Raw genomic sequence first — 18,540 nt, forward strand, 5'->3', positions numbered from 1 at the left:
TAGGAATTCGCGCAAGCGGGCGCACGACGCCCGTCCGGCAGGTCACCCGATCCGCCACCACCGCGGCAACAGATCGCGCACCTCGCGCCGCCGGTAACGATCGTCGATCAGATGCACGACGCCCTCGTCGTGTTCGGTGCGGATGACGCGCCCGGCCGCCTGCACGACCTTCTGCAAGCCCGGGTACAGATACATGTAGTCGTATCCGTTGCCGAAACGCGCCTCCATCGCGCGCCGCATCTGTTCGTTGACGTCGTTGACCTGCGGCAGCCCGAGCGTCGCGATGAACGCGCCGATCAGCCGCTCGCCGACGAGATCCACGCCCTCCGAGAACGCCCCGCCCAGCACCGCGAAGCCGACCCCGCGCCCGCCCGCGTCGAAGCGCGCGAGAAACGCGTCGCGCTCGCTTTCGGCCATGCCGGGCGCCTGGGCCCATACGGGCACGTCCGGGTGGCGCGTCTGCATCAGCGCGACGACGCGCCCGAGATAGTCGAAGCTGCTGAGAAACCCGAGGTAGTTGCCGGGCCGCGTCGCATATTGCGCGGCGATCAGGTCCACGATCGGTTCGAGCGAACGGTCGCGGTCGCGCCAGCGCGTCGACACGTGGCTCGCGACGCGCACGGTCAGTTGCTCGGCGCGGAACGGCCCGTCGACGTCGAGCCAGCCCGTGTCGGCCGGCAGTCCGAGCGTGTCGCGATAGAAATGAAACGGGCTCAGCGTGCCGGAAAACAGCACGGTCGCGCGCGCGGCTTCGTAGCGCGACGCGAGAAAGCCGGCCGGAATCACGTTGCGCACGCACAGCGTCGACTGGATACGGCGCCGTCGCGCGGCCGGCGCGACGCCGTCGAGCCCGGACTGGCGCGGCAGCGGCTCGCCGTGCAGCGTCGCGTCGAAGATCGACGCGCTGTCGAACGCGTCGGCGAGCACACCGAACTGGATCGCCTCGAAATGAAAGCGCAACAGCGCATCGCCGTTCGCACGCGGCGCATCGGTCAGGTGTTCGCCGATCGCCGCGACGAGGTTCTGCACGGCCGTCACGATCGGCCCCGGAATCTCCGGATACGCCGCGTAGCGCTCGGCCTGTGCGCGATTGAGCGCGCCCCACGCGCGCGCGAGCCGGTCGAACGCCTTGCGCAGTGCCGTGGGTGCGGCTTCGCGCGCGGCCGCGAACGCGAACGGGTCGAGCGATGCGCTGTACATCTTGCGGGCGCGATCGAGCAGGTTGTGCGCCTCGTCGACGAGCACGCCGACGCGCCACTGGTTCTGCTGCGCGAGCGTATGCAGCATCGCGCTGCCGTCGTAGTAGTAGTTGTAGTCGCCGATCATCATGTCCGACCAGCGCGCAAGCTCCTGCGCGAGGTAGTACGGACAGACGTCATGCGCGAGGGCCGCCTCGCGCACGGTGTCGCGATCGAGCAGCCCGGCGCCGATCGCCGCGTCGCGCGCCGCCGGCAACCGATCGTAGAAGCCTTGCGCGAGCGGGCACGATTCGCCGTGACACGCGCGATCCGGATGCTCGCACGCCTTGTCACGCGCGACGAGCTCCAGCACGCGCAGCGGCAGCGCCGGCGTGCCGGCGCCGAGCGTGGTCGCCGCTTCGAGCGCGAGCGCCCGGCCGGGCGTCTTCGCCGTCAGGAAGAACACGTGATCGAGCTCGCCCTCGCCGCACGCCTTCAGCAGCGGGAACACCGTGCCGAGCGTCTTGCCGATGCCGGTCGGCGCCTGCGCCATCAGGCAGCGTTCGTCGCGCGCCGCCCGATAGACGGACACGGCCAGCTCGCGCTGACCGCTGCGAAATTGCCCGTGCGGAAACGTCAGCGCACGCAGCGCCGTATCGCGCGCCGCGCGATGCGCGGTCTCGCGCTCGGCCCAGCCGACGAAGCACGCGCACTGCTCGGCGAAGAACGCGGCGAGCGCGCTTGCGCCGAGCGTCTCCGTCAGCACGGTCTCGCGCTCCGACACGATGTCGAAATACACGAGCGCGACGTCGATTTCCGCGAGGCCGCGCGCGTCGCACATCAGGTGCGCATAGACCTTCGCCTGCGCCCAGTGCAGCGCGCGATGATTGGCCGGCATCGCGTCGAGGCTGCCGCGATAGGTCTTGATCTCCTCGAGCCGGTTCGCGACGGGATCGTAGCCGTCCGCGCGCCCGCGCACGGTGAGCGTGCCCCACGTGCCGGTCAGCGCGATCTCGGTTTCGTAGCGTGCGCCGCGCTTCGACGTGACGGCGCCATGACCCGCGATGCCTTCGAGCGCGGTCGGCGCGGGCGTGAAGCGCAAGTCGAGATCGCCGCGCCGCGCGGTGAACTCGCACATCGCCCGCACCGCGACGACATAGCTCATGCGGACAACCCCGCCGCCTCGTCCTGGCGGACGCCCGCGCCCGCCCATTCGACATCGACGACGCGCACCGGCATGCCGTGCGCGATGCAGTACGCGAGCCAGCGCGTCTGGTTGTCCTGCAGCCGGTCGCCGGGGCCCTTCACCTCGATCAGTTCGTAGCGCCGCTCGCCGGGCCAGAAACGGACGAGGTCGGGCAGCCCGGAGCGATTGCCGCGGATATCCGCGAGCAGGCGCGTGAACCACAGCCGCAGGTGCTCGGCCGGCAGGCATGCCAGCGCCTCGTCGAGCAGTTCGTCGGTCAGCACGCCCCAGAAGACGAACGGCGATTGCAGCCCCGTCTTCGTCGCGTAGTGCCGGCGGATCGTGTCGCGGTACGCACCCGAATCGAGTTGCGCGAAACACGCGGCGAATGCGTCGGTGCGGCGTACCGCGAAATCGGGCGCGTGCAGGTCGGCCGGGCCGCGCTGAAACGGGTGAAAGAACGCGCCGGGCACGGCCGCGAACACGGGCTCCCAGCACAGCAACCCGAACAACGAATTGATCAGCGTGTTCTCGACGTAGTGAACCGGCGCGTCGGGCCGTGCAAGGTGGTCGCGCACCGCGTATTCGACGCTGACGAATGCGTCGGGGCGCGCGAGCACGAGTGTCTCGCGCGGCACGTCCGGCGCGCTGCCCGCGCGTTCGACCCGCTGCCCCAGACGGCGCTGCAGGCGCGGCAGCATCCGCTCGACGCGCTGACGCTCCTCGTCGCTTTCGAAGGCGCTGCGCGCGTCGAGCGCCAGTGCGAGCGCATCGTCGTCGCGTCCGCAGCGTTCGAGCACGCGAATGCGCCGGTGCCGGCTGCCCGGCCACGCGCTGCGCGCATACGCGTCGAGCGCGGCGGTCCAGTCGGCCCGGCGCTCGCAGGTCTGCCCGAGCGCGAACAGCAGCTTCGCGCGGCGCGTCGCGAGCCACGGCTGTACGCAGCCGACCGCGTCGATCGCCTGCAGCAGCGCGTCGAACGGCAGGTCGTCGGGCCACGCATCGAGTGCTTCGCGGCAGGTCTGCAGCGCAAGATACGTCTCGATGTCGTCGCGCTGCTGGAACGCGCGCGACGACGGCGCGAACGGCACGCTTTCGTACTGGAACACGCCGAGATCGGCGAGCACGAATTCGCTCCAGTCCTGATGAAGATTGCCGAAGAACATCAACCGCAGCCGGTCGCACAGCGCGCCGACCGTCACGCGCAGCACGCGATCGTCGGCCTGCGCGCACCATGCGTCGAGCGGCTGCGCCACGTCATGCGCGGGCCGCAGCCGCTCGAGCCAGTCGGGCTTGCGCTCGCCCGCGTGCGCGGCGAGCGACGGGAACACCTTCAGGAGCTCGGCCTTGGTCGACAGCGCGAACAGTTCGTCGAGCGTAAGCGCGGGCGCCGGATCGACCCAGCCGAGCTCGACGAGCGGCGCGGCCGCGTCGAGCGTGCTGCCGATCTCGTCGTACACGAGCTTGCTCGCGCGGAAGTCGGACCCGCTGCGCATCAGCATCCGCACGAGCAACGCGCGCGACGCTTTCGGCAGCTGCGCGAAATCCCGAAGGAACGCGTGTTCGCGCGCATCGAGCAGGTCGTCGTAACGCTCGCCGAGCCAGGCCAGCGCGCGTTCGAAATTGGTCAGGTAGTAAAACGCCGGGGGCGTCGGCGAGGCAGGCGTCACGGGGATCGATCACTGTACGTTTGTACAGGTCGGAATCATATCAAATGTGACGAAAAATGCCGCATGCCGCGCCACGCACGGCTGCCCCCGCCGGTCGGATCAGAACTGGTAATTCACCGACATGTCGAACACGCCGTTCGTCGACTGCTGCGTGACCGGGCTGCGCCGTGCGCGGCCGACGAGCTGTTCGATCGCGCCGTCCATCGTCACGAACCAGTGCTTGTCGATGAACCAGACCATCGTCACGCCCGCGCCGAACGACTTCATCCCCGCGCCCGACGAATAGGTCGGCAGCCCCGAACGGGCGGACGCCCCTGCGTTCACGCCGAACCAGCTGTTCATGTAGCGCGAATCGGCGAACGACACCGTCGGCCCGGCGAACCAGAAGAAGTGTTCGTTACTGCCCGGCATCGGCATGTACGCGGAGAAATCGCCGACCCAGCCGTTCGAGCCGCCGATGCTGCGCCGGACATCCGCGCGCAGCACGAGCGGAAATTCCTTCGAGATCACGTAATCGGCCGCGAGCTTCATCACCGGCGCCGCGTTGATGTTGTCGAGCCCGTTCAGGTGGTCGAGGTCGTCGGCCGAGCGGCGCCCGAGGTCATAGCCGACCGACAGGCTCACGCGCCAGTTGGGCCCGCGCAGCACGTTCGCGCCGAGCCCCTCGCCCGTCGACAGGAAGAACAGGTCGCGATAGCGCACGTCGACATTCGGGCCGCCCATCACGCGGTAGCGGTCGGAACCCGCATAGCGCGGCTGGAGCGTCATCGCCGCGCCGACGCTGACCTGCCACGTCGGGACCGTCGGACTGAACAGTTTCTGCAGCGGAACGCCCGCCGAGTATTGCCATTCGCCGAGCGGCGAAGGCGTCTGCGCCGACGCGTCGCGCGCACCCGCCGCTGCGAGCGCGGCGAAGGCCGACAGGCCGGACACGAACCGGCGAGCGCCGGGCGACAACAACGGGCGGGCAACGGTCATCAAGGCGGTCTCCGTCGGTTGCATGAAACGAACCTGAGGGAAAGCGCGTCGCATCCCGATCGGCTGCAACGGCAGGCAGCCGACGGCGCGAACGTAGCGTGCGCTGAATTGTGAACATCCTACGCGACGCGCGCGTAGCCGCAAAGCGCCCGTTGAGCACGGGCACTTTGCCGGTTTCCGGTACGAACGGGCGCAGGATTGCGGAATCAGAAACGCTCGACGTGATAGTCGCCGGCCAGCGCGGCCGGACTGCGCTTCGCCATCATGCGCGAGAAGCCGTCGGCGAGACGCCCGAGCGCGAGCTGCTTCTGGCTCGCGTCCCAGTGCGTGTAGGTGTCGTAGGCGGTGTCGTCGAACGACACGGTGACGGCGACCGGGCGCCCGCTCGCGCGAAAACCGATATGCAGCACGCCGCCCGGCAGCTCCTCGATGTGATAGCGCAGCGAACGCGACTCGAAATAGCGGCCCAGCACCTGGGCGATCGCGCGCTTGTCGGGCGATTGCACGTGAATGTCCATGATGGTCCTCCTTTCAGTGATCGCGCGGCCGGCCGTGGTTGGCTGCGCCCGCCCGGCATTCGCATCGGCGGCGGCTGCGACGGCGGATCGCCTTGCGGCAGCCCCGGGGGCACGGGCGGATCGAACGGATCGTCGTGCTCGGGCAGCGCCGGGTCGGGATCGACGTCGGGCGTCGGCTCGGGTCGGTGCAGCATGGATCGCATGCTCATGTCACTCCTGCGCGGCGGCTCGCGCGTGTCGATTGGCGCGGCGAGCGCACGCAACCGGTGTGCCTGCCCGGCGGCGCAACCGCGCACGCCGTCATGCGTCGTATGCGGCCATCACCAGCCACAAGGTGCGCCCTTCGGCGGCGAGCCGCACCGCGAGCGCGAACGGATCGGACGGCGCGCATCGCGCGACCAGCGCCCGCTGCGCGCTTTCCGGCCCCGCGTAGACGGTATGGTTCAGCTCGCGGACTTCGTCCTTCCCGTCGAACACGCGCCGCTCGGGCCGATGGATCCGCGATTCACGCTTCCACGTGTCGAACCGTTTGCGCACATCACGGAAATCGCCGCCGCACACGTTCGCGTCGTAACGTATCCTTTTCCTGGGTTCAATCATCACGATGTCCTCTCGTCCACACCGGCGGCGGGCCGCCCGCATCTGCGCCCGTCCGGCCGCCCCGACGACTGCAAGCGTCATGCCGCCCCTGCCGCGCGGGCACGGCGCTTGCGGCCGTCGTACCCGTAAGGAGGTTCGATCATGACCGCATCCGCCCCCGGCAGCCGCAGCGCCGTGTCACCGGCTGCCGGCCCGCTCTCTCTGGCCGCGTCGCGCAAGCCGTCCGAAGACAAGACGGAGAAACGCATCGACGAAGGGCTCGAGGAGACATTCCCGGCCAGCGATCCGCCCGCCGTCGGCGGCGCGACCCGCATCGACCCCGGCAAGCCGTTCGGCGAACGCGACCGTCGCGCGCCCGACGCCCCGCCACCGCCCCGCGATCACGGCTGACGGCGGCACCCCGGCCCGCGATGCGCGGCAGCGTGGCGACGGGCCGGCACAACCGGAGTGAACTGATGAAACGCATTGAACGTGCATGGCACGAAGTCAGCGGCGCCGCGGGCGTCGCAGCGCTGGCCGCGATCGAGAGTGCGCTGGTCCTCGCCATCGTCGTGATGACGGGGGTCGGCCACTGAGCGCGGCAGGCGGCCCGGCCACGGCTGCCGCCGTGGAAGATGTACAACCCGGCTGGCAAATTTCTCCGTGGCACGGCCGCGCAGGTCCCGCGCCTGTCGATTGCACGCGGCACGCGTCCTGCTTCCGCATCGTCTCCCTCACGAAGGAGGCGTTCATGTATCGCGTCAATGAAATCATGTCGCGCGACGTAGTGTGCGTCGCGCCCACCGACACGATTCGCCATGCAGCCGAATTGATGCAGCGCTTCGACATCGGCGTGCTGCCGGTGTGCGACGGCAGCGGGCTCGTCGCGATCGTGACGGACCGCGACCTCGCGATACGCGCGCTGTCGCACGGGCATCCGCCCGATACCCCCGTGAAAGTGGTCGCATCGGCGCCGGTGCAATGGTGCGTCGAGGATGATGGCGTCGGCGACGTGCAGCAGCGGATGGCCGACATACAGCTGCACCGGATGCCGGTGCTCGACGCCAACCACCAGATCGTCGGGATGGTGTCGCTCGGCGACATCGCGACGCGCGCGGGCGGCCCGGCACGCGACGAGCTGGCGAATACGCTCGAGGATGTGTCCCTGCCGCGCCGCCGCTGAGCGGCCACCCCAACCGCGCTGCCCGCGCGCCGTATGCGCCGCGCCGCTTCGACCAGGAGAAAAGCGATGACAACGGACAGACCGTCGCGCACGCAGGCGCGCATTGTCGGCGACCGCGGCCGTTCGGCCGGCGGGCTGGGGCCGGACGTAATGGCCGCCGGCACGCTGGAAAACGATCGCGTGCTGACGATCGACGGCGACGACATCGGCAAGATCACGAACATCATGCTCGACATCCGCTCCGGCCGGATCGCGTACGCGGTCGTGTCGTCGGGCGGATTGGCCGGGATCGGCGACAAGCTGCTCGCGGTGCCGTGGAGCGTGCTGACGCTCGACATCGAGCGCCGCTGCTTCGTGCTGCCCGTGCCGACCGAGCAGGTGCGCGACGCACCGGGCTTCGAGAAGGACCGCTGGCCGACGATGGCCGATCCCGCGTGGGCCGAGGCGCTGCACGCGCATTACGGCGCGTCGCCGTACTGGCTGATCGAGGAAGGCGAAACGGCGCTCGACTCGCCGCCGTACGAGGCGTCGCCGGGCGGCCCCGAGAACGACACGCGGCGGCACTGATCGCGGATCAGTGCGCGGCCGCGATCGAACGCTCGAGCGCGCGCGCGGCGCCCAGATGCGCCTTCAGCGTCGGCAGCGTGTCGGCCGCGAACGCGCGAAGCTGCGGGTCGTGGCCGTTGCGCGCTTCGGCTTCGTAAAGCCTGATCGCCGCCTCGTGCGCGTTCGGTCCCGCCAGCGCGATGTACCCCTTGTCGAATGCGTCGCCATTCATGGTTCGCAGTGCCGTCAGCGCCGGATCGACCAGCATGCGCGTCTGCACGGGCAAGCCTTTTTGCGCGCCGAGCCGGCGCAATTCCGCGGCGACGCGACCGTGATCGTCGATCATCCGGCGCGCGAACGCCTTCACGTCCGGATTCGACGACCGATCGAGCGCGAGCTGGCTCGCCTGCAGTTCCGTCTTGCCGACGATGCCCGCCTTGTCGACGAATTCCGCGTCGATGCCGTTGGGCCGCCGCGTCATGTCCGCCTCGTCGGCGGTCTCGCCGGGACGGACGACGCCCGGCGCGACACGAACGGACGATGCAGGCGGCGCCTGCGCATGCGCCGGCGTGAATGCCGACGCGCAGAACGCCGTGAGCACGCCCGACACCAGCAAGCAGGCGTTGCCGGCAAACGAGATCCGCACGCTCAACGGCATGCGCCCGGCGCGCGCCGGCTTGCCGCCGGCGTCGTCGCGCCGCGTGTTGTTCGATCGCTTCATCGTGCCTCCCGGTGGGTGTTGCGGAGGCCGCCGTGCGTCAGCGGTGCCGTCCGGCGCCCGCCACGTCGACGATCACGCTGGCCAGCGTCGGCATGTCGACCGGCTTGCACAGATACGCGTCGAAGCCGGCAGCCATCACGCGGTTCCGGTCCGCCGTGCCCGCGTGCGCGGTCACCGCGACGACGGGCAGACGCCCGCTGCCGTTCTGCAAATGGCGGATGTGGTCGAGCAGCCAGAAGCCGTCGCCGTCCGGCATCGCGAGATCGGACAGCACGACGCTCGGGCGCTGCCGCGCCACCACGTCGAGCGCGTCGCGACCCGATTGTGCGGTCGACACCTGGGCGCCGAGCGTTTCGAGCGCCGCCGCGAGACTCGCGCGCGACGTCGCGTCGTCGTCGACCACCAGCACGCGCTGGCCGTCGAGCGCGACCGCCGTCGACGCGCCGCTCGGCCGTAACGGCTGGCCGGTCAGATTGTCCGCGCCCCATTCCACCGGCAGCATGACGGTCACGGTCGTGCCGCGCCCGGCGCCTTCGCTCGTGGCCGCAACCTCGCCGCCATGCAGCCGCGCGATGTTGCGCACGATCGACAGGCCGAGCCCGAGGCCGCGCTTCGGCGACGCGGACGCGCCTTCCGGCCGGTTGAACGTATCGAACAGATGCGGCAGGCGTTCCGCGGAAATGCCCTGCCCCGAATCGGCGACCGACAGCCGCACGCGCGCGCCGGCCCGGGTCAGCGACACCTTGATGTGGCCGCCCGGCGGCGTGAACTTGATCGCGTTCGACAGCAGGTTCGACAGCACCTGACGGATGCGCTCGCCGTCCGCGTAGATCACGCAGTTGGACATCGCGCACGCGGTCGACAGTTCGAGCCCGTTCGCCTCCGCGGTCGCGCCGAGCTCGCGCACCGCCTCGTTCACGACGCGCACCAGATCGACGGGCGTGCGTTCGAGCCGCATCCGGCCCGTCGCGAGCGACGACGCGTCGAGCAGGTCGCCGACCATCCGCGACAGCGACCGCGCGCTACGATCGATCGCGTCGATCGCCTGGTGCGCGAAGCTCTGGCCCTCGGCGTTGCGCAGCACCTCGACCCAGCCGTAGATCACATTGAGCGGCGTGCGCAATTCATGCGACACGGTGGCCAGCAGTTCGTCCTTCAACCGGTTCGATTCGTCGGCCTGCACGCGCGCGTCGCGCGCGCCGCGCAGCGAACGCAGATAGCGCCGCTCGTCGCGGCGGCGTTCGCGCGCCTCGCGCAGCGTCATGGACAGGCCGGTGCAGTTGCCTTGCGCGTCGACGATCGGCGCTGCTACGAAAGTCGCGCGAAACCGGCCGCCGTCGCGCCGCACGCACAGAACGTCGAGCGGGCCGGCGGGCGCACGCGCGTTCGCGAACGATGCGGGAACGGGATGCAGTCGCAGCCAGCGCGGCGCGATCAGCGTGGTGACGTCGTGTCCGATCACCGCCGCGACCTCCATGCCGAAGAGGCGCCGCGCCGCCGGGTTCCAGCTCGTGATCCGCCGTGCGGCGTCGACGCCGACGATCGCGTCGGGCGATGCTTCGACCACGCGGCGCAGCAGGATGTCGTCGAGTGCGCGCGGCGCGGGCGCCGGTTCGCGGCTCGGCGTGCGCGCGTCATCCCCGTCGGCATCGTCGGCCCCGCGCAGCCGGTCGCTCGCGAGCAGCGGCTTGACGGCCAGCACGAGCATGCACTCGACGAAGCCGATCGCGGCGAAGACGCCGGCCCGCATGAGCAGCGCGGGCAGCGACATGTCGCGCCACCACAACGCGCCGATCACGACCGCGCTCGCGGCGGTCGCCGCCAGACCGCCGCCGAACGAAGTCAGCCAGGCCGCAGCCGCGACACCGACGTACAAAGGCAGCGGTGCAAACGGTTCGCGCATGCCGACGACGTGAATCGCCCACGCCTGCAGCGCGGACGCCAGCCCGACGGCCAGCGCGACCCATGCGCCTTGCCGAAACAGCTCGCGGGTAAAAGTTCTCATCGTTTCCCTGCATCGCCTGCGACCGTCGCTCGAAGGCATGCCGCCGAGCGGACCGGGCGAGCCTATGAACGCCGCAATGCGCGTACCCGCCGCATCGCGCCCGGCGACTTCGCGGCAAGGTCGGGTGTGCGTGCCGTCGCGCCGCGTCGCTCAGCGGCCTGCCGTGCTTGCGGCGAACGCGATGGCCGATATCTTTCAATTTCTCATTCGTCGGCTGTAAAAAAGCATCGGCGGCGGCATCGTGCCCCAGCGATCGCGTATTTCTTCCGTCATCCCACCGGGCATTGGAAATTTCTAAATCGCGGCACCTTCCGTGCGGTTTCGCTGTCGATGATAGATATTGCAAAGAAGGGGATGCGCGGTGCCGATTTTCAAAACGGCCCGCTGACGCCTATGGCCGAATCCGCAAACCGTCCGAAGCAACGCGCCGATGCGCGCCGGCTGTCCGGCCGCTCCGCGGCGATGCGCACGCTGCTCGGCCGTATCGAGAAAATCGCTCCGACCCGCGCCAGCGTGATGATTGCCGGCGAAAGCGGGGTCGGCAAGGATATCGTCGCGCGGCGGCTGCACGACCTGAGCGCGCGACGCGACGGGCCGTTCGTCCCCGTCAACTGCGGCGCGATTCCGGCGGACATCGCCGAAGCGCAGTTGTTCGGTCACGAGAAAGGCAGCTTCACCGGCGCGATCGCGCAACGTGAAGGATTCTTCGAAGCCGCGTTCGGCGGCACGCTGCTGCTCGACGAGATCGCGGAGATGCCCGCGTCGCTGCAGGTGAAGCTGCTGCGGGCGCTCGAATCGAACACGATCGTGCGGGTCGGCGGCACCGAGTCGATTCCGCTCGACGTGCGCATCGTGTCGGCGACCCGCCACAATCCCGCCGAAGCCGTGCGCGACGGCCGGCTGCGCGAGGATCTGTTCTATCGTCTCGCCGCGTTCGCGCTGTACGTGCCGCCGCTGCGCCAGCGCAGCGGCGACGTCGAGGCGATCGCGCACGAGTTCGTCGATGTGCTCAACGTGCGGCACCACTCGCACAAGCGTCTGACCGACGCGGCGATCGCCGCGCTGCGCGCGTATTCGTGGCCCGGCAACGTGCGCGAATTGCACAACACGATCGAGCGCGCGTACATCCTCGCGGACGACGGCATCGACGTCGCGCTGCCGAAGCCGACGATGTTGCCCGACCATACGTCGGACGATGCGATGGCGCTGCCGCTCGGCGCGACGCTGCACCACGCGCAGCAGCGTTTCATCGCGGCGACGCTGCAGCACTTCGACGGCAACAAGCCGCAAGCGGCGAAAGCGCTCGGCATCAGCCTGAAAACGCTCTACAACCGGCTGGCGCTGATGCGCGACGGCGGCAACGGCTGAGCATCGCCGAGGGCGTCGCGCGTGGCGCGCGTGACCTGCATCAACCGATGCAGGTCACGCGACCTTGAACTGCCCGACCGTCGTCGCGAGCGCGTTCGCCTGCGTCTGCAGCGCGGTCGCGGCCGCGGTCGACTGTTCGACGAGCGCCGCGTTCTGCTGCACCATTTCGTCGAGCTGCGTGACCGCGCGGTTCACTTCCTGGATGCCGCGCGTCTGCTCGTTCGCCGCGTGCGTGATCTCGGAGATGATCGTCGTCACGTTGGCGACGTTCGACACGATTTCGCGCATCGTGTCGCCGGCCTGACGCACCTGCCCCGACCCGGCCGACACGCTCGCCACCGTCGACTCGACCAGCACCTTCACCTCGCGCGCGGCCTGCGCGCTGCGTTGCGCGAGACTGCGCACTTCCTGCGCGACGACCGCGAAACCGCGCCCTTGCTCGCCGGCACGCGCGGCTTCCACGGCCGCGTTCAGCGCGAGGATGTTGGTCTGGAACGCGATCCCATCGATCACGCCGATGATGTCGCCGATCCGGCCCGACGCTTCCTCGATCTTCCCCATCGTCGACACGACGTCCGATACGACCACGCCGCCGTGCGACGCGATCCGCGACGCCGCGGCCGCCCGTTCGTCGGCCTGGCCGGCGGCGGCCGCCGACTGGCCGACCGTCGCGGTGATCTCTTCCATCGATGCGGCCGTTTGCTCGAGACTCGCCGCCGCCGATTCGGTCCGCGACGACAGGTCCTGGTTGCCCGCGGCGATTTCGTTCGCGGCCGTGCGCACCGATTCGCTCGCATCGCGAATCTGCCGCATCACGTCGTTCAGCTTGTCGACGAAGCTGTTGAACGAGCGCGCGATGTCGGCCACCTCGTCGCGGCCTTCGGCCGGCAGGCGCTGCGTCAGGTCGCCGGTGCCCGAGCCGATCGACGCCATCGCCTGGCGCACCTGCGACAGGCGGCGGAACGCGGTTGCCGTGATCGCGCCGACGATCAGCGACGCGACGCCGACGATCACCACCAGCGTGATCAGCGACGCGGTCAGCAGCGAGCGCATCCCTGCCGTCGCTTCCGATTTGTCGAGCAGGACCAGCGCGTACCAGTCGGTACCGGGCACGGCCTGCGCGCGCACCAGCTTCGCATCGCCGCCCACCTGCACCTCGACCGGCGCGACGGCCGCGGCCAGCGACGCGGCGCTCACGGCGCCGAGGTCGGGCGACACGTCGGCGACCGGCTTCAGCGTGAGCTTCGCGTCCGGATGCGCGACGACGTGGCCGCTGCTGTCGATCAACATCCCGAAGCTCGCGGGCGTCGGCCGGATCGACTTCACGTTCGCGATCACGCTGTCCATCGCGACGTCGGCCGCGACGACGCCCTTCAGCGCGCCGTCGCGCAGGATCGGCACCGCGAACGTGACGACCAGGTTGCCGGTGCCGGCATCGACGTACGGCGGCGTGACGACCGGCTTGCCGGCCTGTGCGGCCTGCTTGTACCACGGGCGGCCAGTCGGGTCGTAGTCGGGCGGGATGCCGGTCGGGTCGGAGAAACGGAACACCTTGTCCGCATAGCCCGCGTAGACGTTCGTGAAGCCGCCGGCCGCGGCCATCTGCTTGAACACCGGCAGCGGATCGGGCGACAGCGCGGCGTCCTGCAGCGACGCGATCATCCGGCTCCGGGTCGCGACCCAGTCGCCGATGCCGACCACGTGGCCGCTGGCGACGGATTTCAGGTTGCGGTCGATCGCATCGTCGTTGTACGCATGCGCGATGAAGTAATTGATCAGCGTGGTGGCGACGAGCGCGAATACGACGATGGCGACGCACGCTGCAAGAATGCGGGTGCGGATGGACGAGAACATGGCAACGACTCGGTAAGGGAGCGCGAACGCCCGGTGGACGGATTCACCGGGTAAACGGCATTCGCGCCGCTTACTTGAGCCTGTTGTGTCGATTCGATGAAACGTATGACGAAAAACGCCGACGGCCGCAGGGGCGTTGTCCGCAAGCTTGCGCGCGGCGGTTGCCTATGCGGCATGGCGCGTCGGCGGTGGTGGCGCCGGCCGCAGCCGGCCCCCTTTCACAGACGGCGACTGGTATTCGTATCCGGCTCCCGGTTCGGCGTACTGGCTGGCGTGTCGCGCTCGAGGTCGTCCTGTCTGCGCATGCGTTCCCGCAAGTGGCGGATCGCGAACACGTGAATGTAGTCGTGCACGCGCGCATCGGACGACAACGCACGCACTTCGTCGTCGAGCATCGTGCGCAACTGGTCGTCGCCGATCGCGCGCGCTTCGGCGACGGCCTTCAAAGCATCAAGCAGATTGTCCTGTGACATCGACGGGCTCCTGACGGTCGAGGAACGAAAGGAAAAGACGACTTACCGGAAGATTAGATTAGAGACTGGATCGCCGCCCGGCGTACGATGCGCCGAAGCGTGTTTGCGCGCGATCAACGGCACGTTGCGTGCCGCCGCGCCGATCCGTCGCTGGATCGGCCCGTGCGCAGGATTCGCGGCGCGCGTGGCCCGCGAACGACTGGAAGGATTATCCACGCCTCCCCGAGGCGCGGCATCGCCGATCGCGCGGACGACGAACCGTCGCGCGACGGCGATGCACTCGGAAACTTAGACCGTCCGAAATCCTGCGTCAAGCGACGCTCGCCGGCTGTGATTCGTCTGTTCGAATGCACCGGATCGGGGCGCCGCACATCGCGTGCCGGCCGTTCTTGTCAGCGGATTCTGATACCTCGCACGCAATGTCTGACAGCGACTTCAGCGCGCGCCGATTGGCAGCGCGGCCTGCGCGGCGGATACTGACGTCATGAACGAAGCGTTCATACCCGGTCATCGCTCAGCAGGCCATCGAGCCGGCACGCGGGGTCGGGCGCAGGAGACCATCATGGCCCATCGCAACTTCCCGGCGCGGGACGGACAGCGGCGCACGCGCATGCTGTCCGCGCATTCCGTTCCGGTCGCAATCCGCCCGCCCGACGATCTCGACGCGTTACTCGCGCTCGCGCGCGAATCGGGCTTGCTCGTCACGCTCGACGGGCAGATCGGCCGCGAGAAGTACCAGAGCGTCATGGGGTCGGTGCTCGCGCTGCAGCGCTTCGCCGCCGCCCTGTGCGCGCGGGCCCGTGCCGACGCACCGGTCGTCGTCAGGCCGCGCCGCAAGGCGCGCCCCGGCTGGCCACGGCTGCGCAATCGCACGTCGGGCGGACGAGGACGGCTGAATGGCGCGCGTCGGCGCGCACGCGGATGCCGCGGCGGCCGTAGTCGGCACGACCTGCGAGCGCCTCGCATCGCGTAAACGCCGAACGCAGCCGACCCGGCACGAGGCCGCGCGATGGCTGCAACGGCTGTCACCTCAATCGGCGGCGACCGCGCGACGGCGCATCGCATGCCGCCACACGCCGTTCCGCACGGCGACATCGACCAAAAATACCTGCGGGGAAAGTAGTCTGCACGGGGGCCAGGAAGCGGACGGGGTGAAAATCACCCCGTCCGTCATTCCAAGGCAGCCGTCGGCTGCCTACCCTCGCGCCAGAGAGTTCGTGATCGGCCGATGCGCCACGCGCTGCGTGGCACGGCGCCGGAAATCGGTTGAAATGCGAGCAACCGCGTCGGATATGCGCCCGTCCGCGCGGTTCTGGACCCGACGTATCGAATCGTCGCGCCCCAAAACAAGACAGACGGACGTTCTGTCACTATCTCATGCGAGGTGCACGGCGATTCTGATGCAGGTCAATGAAAGGCCGCTTCGCCACCATCGCGTCGCGACGTTCACTCCGCGCCGCGCACGAGCAGCACCGGCACCTGCGCGAGATGCGCGATCCGGCGCGCCACGCTGCCGATCAGCCAGGCCGCGATGCCGCGCCGGCCGTGCGTGCCGACCACCAGCAGCTCCGCATGCCAGTGCACCGCGTCGCGCATCAATGCATGGGCGACGTCGTCGCTGGTCGGACGGGTTTCGACGATGCCGCGCTTGGTCGGATTCCCCATTGCATGGAACAGCGGGCCGACCCGCGCCAGCGCATCCTCGCCCTCCGCGCGATACGCATCCTCGAGCGCGCGCACCGGCACGAGATCCGTCAGACGAACCGCCCGATCGACGACATAGGCCGCATACAGCAGCGTCGTCGGCGCCGCGAAGCCGAGCCCGACGCGCACCGCATGCAGCGACGGCTCGCTGCCGTCCACGGCGAACATCAGGCGTTGCAGCGGCCCCTCCGACGGCCGCGTGTAGTCGGCGGGCACGATCAGCAGCGCGCAGCGTGCGCGCGAGGCCAGCGTGTCGGACACCGCGCCCTCGACGAGCCGCAACAGCCCATGGTGCGGATTGGCGCCGACCACGAGCACGTCGGCGCGCGACGCCGACGTGTCGTTCGCGAGTGCATCGGCCACCGTGCCACCCGTGACCGACGTATCGATGATCACCTGCTCGATCTCCGCGCCGCTCCCGGCGAACAGCGCCGCGATGCGCTCGAGCGTCGCCTGCGCCTCGCGCGTCATCTCCTCGCGCGCCGAGGTCAGCAGCGCGTCGACGCGCGGAATATCGGGCAGCACGAGACGCGGATTGTCGATCGCGCAGACGATGCGCACCTGCATGCCGGGACGCAGCAGCGTGCGCATGTAGCGCGCGGCGGCCAGCGATTCCGGCGTCAGGTCGACGGCCAGCGAAATTCGGGCGAGCGGCGGGATGGTCGGGCTGGATGGCATGGCGAAGATCTCCTGGCGGACGCGTCGTCGCGGACGACGACCGGAGCTTCGCGCGGGCAGCGGCGCGCGGCGGACGAACGGCCGACGCGGTCGCAGGGATCGGCGGACGGCCACGCGAAGCGCGGACAAGCGATTCAGACAGCATATGTCGTCCGGCCCGCACGTGCATGATCGTAATCAATGCCCGTGCGGGCCGCGATGCGCGGCGCGCACACGCGTGGCGTGCGCCGCGGCGACTTTTGCCCTGCCCGCTTACGACTTCGTCGACGCGGGCGCGCCCGCGCGGTTCGCGTAGAACACCGCGTATGCGATGCCGAGCAGCACGATCCACGCCGGGCCGATCACGAGCGCGACACGCGTGTCCGGCGTGAATGCCATCAGCACGACGACCAGCGCGAGAAACCCGAGCGCGACGAACGAGCCGAGCGGATAGAACGGCACGCGGATCGGCAGGCGCGCGATCCTGTCGGCCGACAGCGTGCGGCGAAAGCGCATCTGCGCGATCAGGATCACGCACCACGTCCAGATCGCGCCGAACGTCGACACCGACGTCAGCCACGTGAACACCTGCTGCGGCGCCAGATAGTTGAGCAGCACGCCGATCAGCAGCAGCGCGACCGACACGGCGACGCCGTACACCGGCACGCCGTTGCGGTTCACGCGACCGAGGCTGGCCGGCGCCTGGCCCTGCTGCGCGAGGTTGTAGAGCATCCGCGCGGTGCTGAACAGGCCGCTGTTGCACGACGACAGCGCCGCGGTCAGCACGACGAAGTTGATGATGCCGGCGGCGGCCGGGATCCCGAGCCGCGAGAACGTCATCACGAACGGGCTGCCCTGCGTGCCGATCTGGTCCCACGGATAGAGCGACATGATCACGAACAGCGCGCCGATGTAGAAGATCAGCACGCGCCAGAATACCGAGTTCACCGCCTTCGTCAGCGACTTCTCCGGATTGCGCGCCTCGCCGGCCGTGAGGCCGAGCATCTCGACGCCGAGATACGCGAACATCACGATCGGCAGCGCGCCGATGACGCCGTCGATGCCGTTCGGCATGAAGCCGCCATGGGCCCACAGATTCGAGATGCCCGTCGCGACGCCGCCGTTACCGATGCCGAATGCGATCATGAGGCCGCCGCCGACAATCATCAGCACGATCGTGACGATCTTGATCAGCGCGAACCAGAATTCGAATTCGCCGTACAGCTTGACCGCGATGAAGTTCACCGCGCCCATCGCCGTGAGCGCCGCGAGCGCCCAGATCCAGTTCGGCACGCCCGGGAACCACATGTGCATGTAGACGCCGACCGCGGTGATCTCCGCCATGCAGGTGACGATCCACACGAACCAGTAGGTCCAGCCGGTCAGGTAGCCCGCGAGCGGGCCGAGGTAGTCGCGCGCATAGCGGCTGAACGCGCCGGCGACCGGATTGGAGATCGCCATTTCGCCGAGCGCGCGCATGATCAGGAAAATGGCGATTCCGCCCAGCAGGTAGGTCAGCAGGATGGCCGGGCCGGCCGTGCGGATCGCGGTGGCCGAGCCGAGGAACAGGCCGACGCCGATCGTCGCGCCGAGCGCCATCAGGTTGATGTGTCGCTCCTCCAGCCCGCGGTGCAGCTGGTCTTCTGGTTGTTTCAAGTCCGTCTCCTGGCAGCCGCGAACGGGCCGCCGTCATTGTGGATGTCAATGCGCGGCCGTTCATGCCGATTCCGGCAACCGAAAACGAAAAATCCCGCCAGCGTTTTCCGGATGAAAAACGTTGCGGATACTGCGTCACTCCGATTGGAATCGCCGCTGATTATCGGCATTTTCCGGAACAATCCGGAAAACGGATCGGCCTTTCACGGAATACGCCCGTCTAGCCCGTGCGACGCGGATGTGCGCGTGACGGGCAGCAACGGG

The 18,540-nt window shown here is 69.2% G+C and carries 16 protein-coding genes; 5 read left to right on the forward strand and 11 right to left on the reverse strand.

The window, feature by feature from the left end:
* Positions 1 to 42: 42 nt before the first annotated feature.
* The 5 genes from ACV22V_RS20410 to ACV22V_RS20430 all read right to left on the reverse strand — a co-directional run bounded on the left by ACV22V_RS20410 (position 43) and on the right by ACV22V_RS20430 (position 6,130).
* Complete coding sequence (locus ACV22V_RS20410; protein WP_448015331.1) at positions 43 to 2,343, reverse strand: ATP-dependent DNA helicase; 2,301 nt, start codon at positions 2,341 to 2,343, stop codon at positions 43 to 45.
* On the reverse strand, positions 2,340 to 4,034 hold the full coding sequence (locus ACV22V_RS20415) for a VRR-NUC domain-containing protein (protein WP_448015332.1): 1,695 nt from the start codon (positions 4,032 to 4,034) through the stop codon (positions 2,340 to 2,342). Before ACV22V_RS20415 ends, ACV22V_RS20410 begins: the two co-directional genes overlap by 4 nt.
* A gap of 99 nt (positions 4,035 to 4,133) precedes the next feature.
* The gene (locus tag ACV22V_RS20420) at positions 4,134 to 5,012 is read right to left on the reverse strand and encodes a MipA/OmpV family protein (protein WP_059690225.1); all 879 of its coding nucleotides are present in this window, start codon (positions 5,010 to 5,012) and stop codon (positions 4,134 to 4,136) included.
* A gap of 206 nt (positions 5,013 to 5,218) precedes the next feature.
* On the reverse strand, positions 5,219 to 5,530 hold the full coding sequence (locus tag ACV22V_RS20425) for a hypothetical protein (RefSeq protein WP_044843100.1): 312 nt from the start codon (positions 5,528 to 5,530) through the stop codon (positions 5,219 to 5,221).
* Between the two features lie 300 nt (positions 5,531 to 5,830).
* On the reverse strand, positions 5,831 to 6,130 hold the full coding sequence (locus tag ACV22V_RS20430; RefSeq protein ID WP_448015488.1) for a hypothetical protein: 300 nt from the start codon (positions 6,128 to 6,130) through the stop codon (positions 5,831 to 5,833).
* 141 nt (positions 6,131 to 6,271) lie between these two features.
* On the opposite strand from ACV22V_RS20430, the gene ACV22V_RS20435 reads away from it, so the two are divergent.
* The 3 genes from ACV22V_RS20435 to ACV22V_RS20445 all read left to right on the forward strand — a co-directional run bounded on the left by ACV22V_RS20435 (position 6,272) and on the right by ACV22V_RS20445 (position 7,859).
* On the forward strand, positions 6,272 to 6,520 hold the full coding sequence (locus tag ACV22V_RS20435; protein WP_448015334.1) for a hypothetical protein: 249 nt from the start codon (positions 6,272 to 6,274) through the stop codon (positions 6,518 to 6,520).
* 340 nt (positions 6,521 to 6,860) lie between these two features.
* Positions 6,861 to 7,292 (forward strand): CBS domain-containing protein, encoded by a 432-nt coding sequence (locus tag ACV22V_RS20440; RefSeq protein ID WP_059525418.1) that lies wholly within the window; start codon positions 6,861 to 6,863, stop codon positions 7,290 to 7,292.
* Positions 7,293 to 7,358: 66 nt separating this feature from the next.
* Entirely contained in the window at positions 7,359 to 7,859 is a 501-nt protein-coding gene (locus ACV22V_RS20445; RefSeq protein WP_448015336.1) for a PRC-barrel domain-containing protein, read from the forward strand.
* A gap of 7 nt (positions 7,860 to 7,866) precedes the next feature.
* Here ACV22V_RS20445 and ACV22V_RS20450 read toward each other — a convergent pair whose 3' ends face one another.
* Positions 7,867 to 8,496 carry a DUF4142 domain-containing protein gene (locus ACV22V_RS20450; protein WP_448015489.1) on the reverse strand — a complete coding sequence of 210 codons (630 nt, stop codon included), beginning with the start codon at positions 8,494 to 8,496 and terminating at the stop codon, positions 7,867 to 7,869.
* Between the two features lie 100 nt (positions 8,497 to 8,596).
* Positions 8,597 to 10,564 carry a PAS domain-containing hybrid sensor histidine kinase/response regulator gene (locus tag ACV22V_RS20455; RefSeq protein WP_448015338.1) on the reverse strand — a complete coding sequence of 656 codons (1,968 nt, stop codon included), beginning with the start codon at positions 10,562 to 10,564 and terminating at the stop codon, positions 8,597 to 8,599.
* Between the two features lie 330 nt (positions 10,565 to 10,894).
* Here ACV22V_RS20455 and ACV22V_RS20460 point away from each other — a divergent pair, with 330 nt between their 5' ends.
* Positions 10,895 to 11,932: a sigma-54 interaction domain-containing protein gene (locus tag ACV22V_RS20460; RefSeq protein WP_059525412.1), complete on the forward strand. Its 1,038-nt coding sequence runs from the start codon at positions 10,895 to 10,897 to the stop codon at positions 11,930 to 11,932.
* 54 nt (positions 11,933 to 11,986) lie between these two features.
* Here ACV22V_RS20460 and ACV22V_RS20465 read toward each other — a convergent pair whose 3' ends face one another.
* Positions 11,987 to 13,786, reverse strand: coding sequence for a methyl-accepting chemotaxis protein (locus ACV22V_RS20465; protein ID WP_059690057.1), 1,800 nt, complete (start codon positions 13,784 to 13,786; stop codon positions 11,987 to 11,989).
* 218 nt (positions 13,787 to 14,004) lie between these two features.
* On the reverse strand, positions 14,005 to 14,259 hold the full coding sequence (locus tag ACV22V_RS20470; RefSeq protein ID WP_059690056.1) for a DUF3562 domain-containing protein: 255 nt from the start codon (positions 14,257 to 14,259) through the stop codon (positions 14,005 to 14,007).
* Positions 14,260 to 14,821: 562 nt separating this feature from the next.
* On the opposite strand from ACV22V_RS20470, the gene ACV22V_RS20475 reads away from it, so the two are divergent.
* Entirely contained in the window at positions 14,822 to 15,232 is a 411-nt protein-coding gene (locus tag ACV22V_RS20475) for a hypothetical protein (RefSeq protein ID WP_448015490.1), read from the forward strand.
* 473 nt (positions 15,233 to 15,705) lie between these two features.
* On the opposite strand, the gene ACV22V_RS20480 is transcribed toward ACV22V_RS20475, so the two are convergent.
* Both ACV22V_RS20480 and ACV22V_RS20485 read right to left on the reverse strand, forming a co-directional pair.
* A complete protein-coding gene (locus tag ACV22V_RS20480; RefSeq protein WP_059700346.1) occupies positions 15,706 to 16,641 on the reverse strand; it encodes a universal stress protein in 936 nt (311 codons plus the stop codon).
* A 252-nt stretch (positions 16,642 to 16,893) separates the two neighbouring features.
* Positions 16,894 to 18,276 (reverse strand): amino acid permease, encoded by a 1,383-nt coding sequence (locus ACV22V_RS20485; RefSeq protein ID WP_059690052.1) that lies wholly within the window; start codon positions 18,274 to 18,276, stop codon positions 16,894 to 16,896.
* Positions 18,277 to 18,540: the final 264 nt, after the last annotated feature.

Source organism: Burkholderia sp. AW33-5 (assembly GCF_053427615.1).

Bases quoted from the DNA above. Each gene is read 5' to 3' on its own strand.
- ACV22V_RS20410 (WP_448015331.1), bottom strand. From the start codon at position 2,343: ATGAGCTATGTCGTCGCGGTGCGGGCGATGTGCGAGTTCACCGCGCGG.
- ACV22V_RS20420 (WP_059690225.1), bottom strand. From the start codon at position 5,012: ATGACCGTTGCCCGCCCGTTGTTGTCGCCCGGCGCTCGCCGGTTCGTG.
- ACV22V_RS20425 (WP_044843100.1), bottom strand. From the start codon at position 5,530: ATGGACATTCACGTGCAATCGCCCGACAAGCGCGCGATCGCCCAGGTG.
- ACV22V_RS20430 (WP_448015488.1), bottom strand. From the start codon at position 6,130: ATGATTGAACCCAGGAAAAGGATACGTTACGACGCGAACGTGTGCGGC.
- ACV22V_RS20435 (WP_448015334.1), top strand. From the start codon at position 6,272: ATGACCGCATCCGCCCCCGGCAGCCGCAGCGCCGTGTCACCGGCTGCC.
- ACV22V_RS20440 (WP_059525418.1), top strand. From the start codon at position 6,861: ATGTATCGCGTCAATGAAATCATGTCGCGCGACGTAGTGTGCGTCGCG.
- ACV22V_RS20445 (WP_448015336.1), top strand. From the start codon at position 7,359: ATGACAACGGACAGACCGTCGCGCACGCAGGCGCGCATTGTCGGCGAC.
- ACV22V_RS20450 (WP_448015489.1), bottom strand. From the start codon at position 8,496: ATGCCGTTGAGCGTGCGGATCTCGTTTGCCGGCAACGCCTGCTTGCTG.
- ACV22V_RS20455 (WP_448015338.1), bottom strand. From the start codon at position 10,564: ATGAGAACTTTTACCCGCGAGCTGTTTCGGCAAGGCGCATGGGTCGCG.
- ACV22V_RS20460 (WP_059525412.1), top strand. From the start codon at position 10,895: ATGATAGATATTGCAAAGAAGGGGATGCGCGGTGCCGATTTTCAAAAC.
- ACV22V_RS20465 (WP_059690057.1), bottom strand. From the start codon at position 13,786: ATGTTCTCGTCCATCCGCACCCGCATTCTTGCAGCGTGCGTCGCCATC.
- ACV22V_RS20470 (WP_059690056.1), bottom strand. From the start codon at position 14,259: ATGTCACAGGACAATCTGCTTGATGCTTTGAAGGCCGTCGCCGAAGCG.
- ACV22V_RS20475 (WP_448015490.1), top strand. From the start codon at position 14,822: ATGGCCCATCGCAACTTCCCGGCGCGGGACGGACAGCGGCGCACGCGC.
- ACV22V_RS20480 (WP_059700346.1), bottom strand. From the start codon at position 16,641: ATGCCATCCAGCCCGACCATCCCGCCGCTCGCCCGAATTTCGCTGGCC.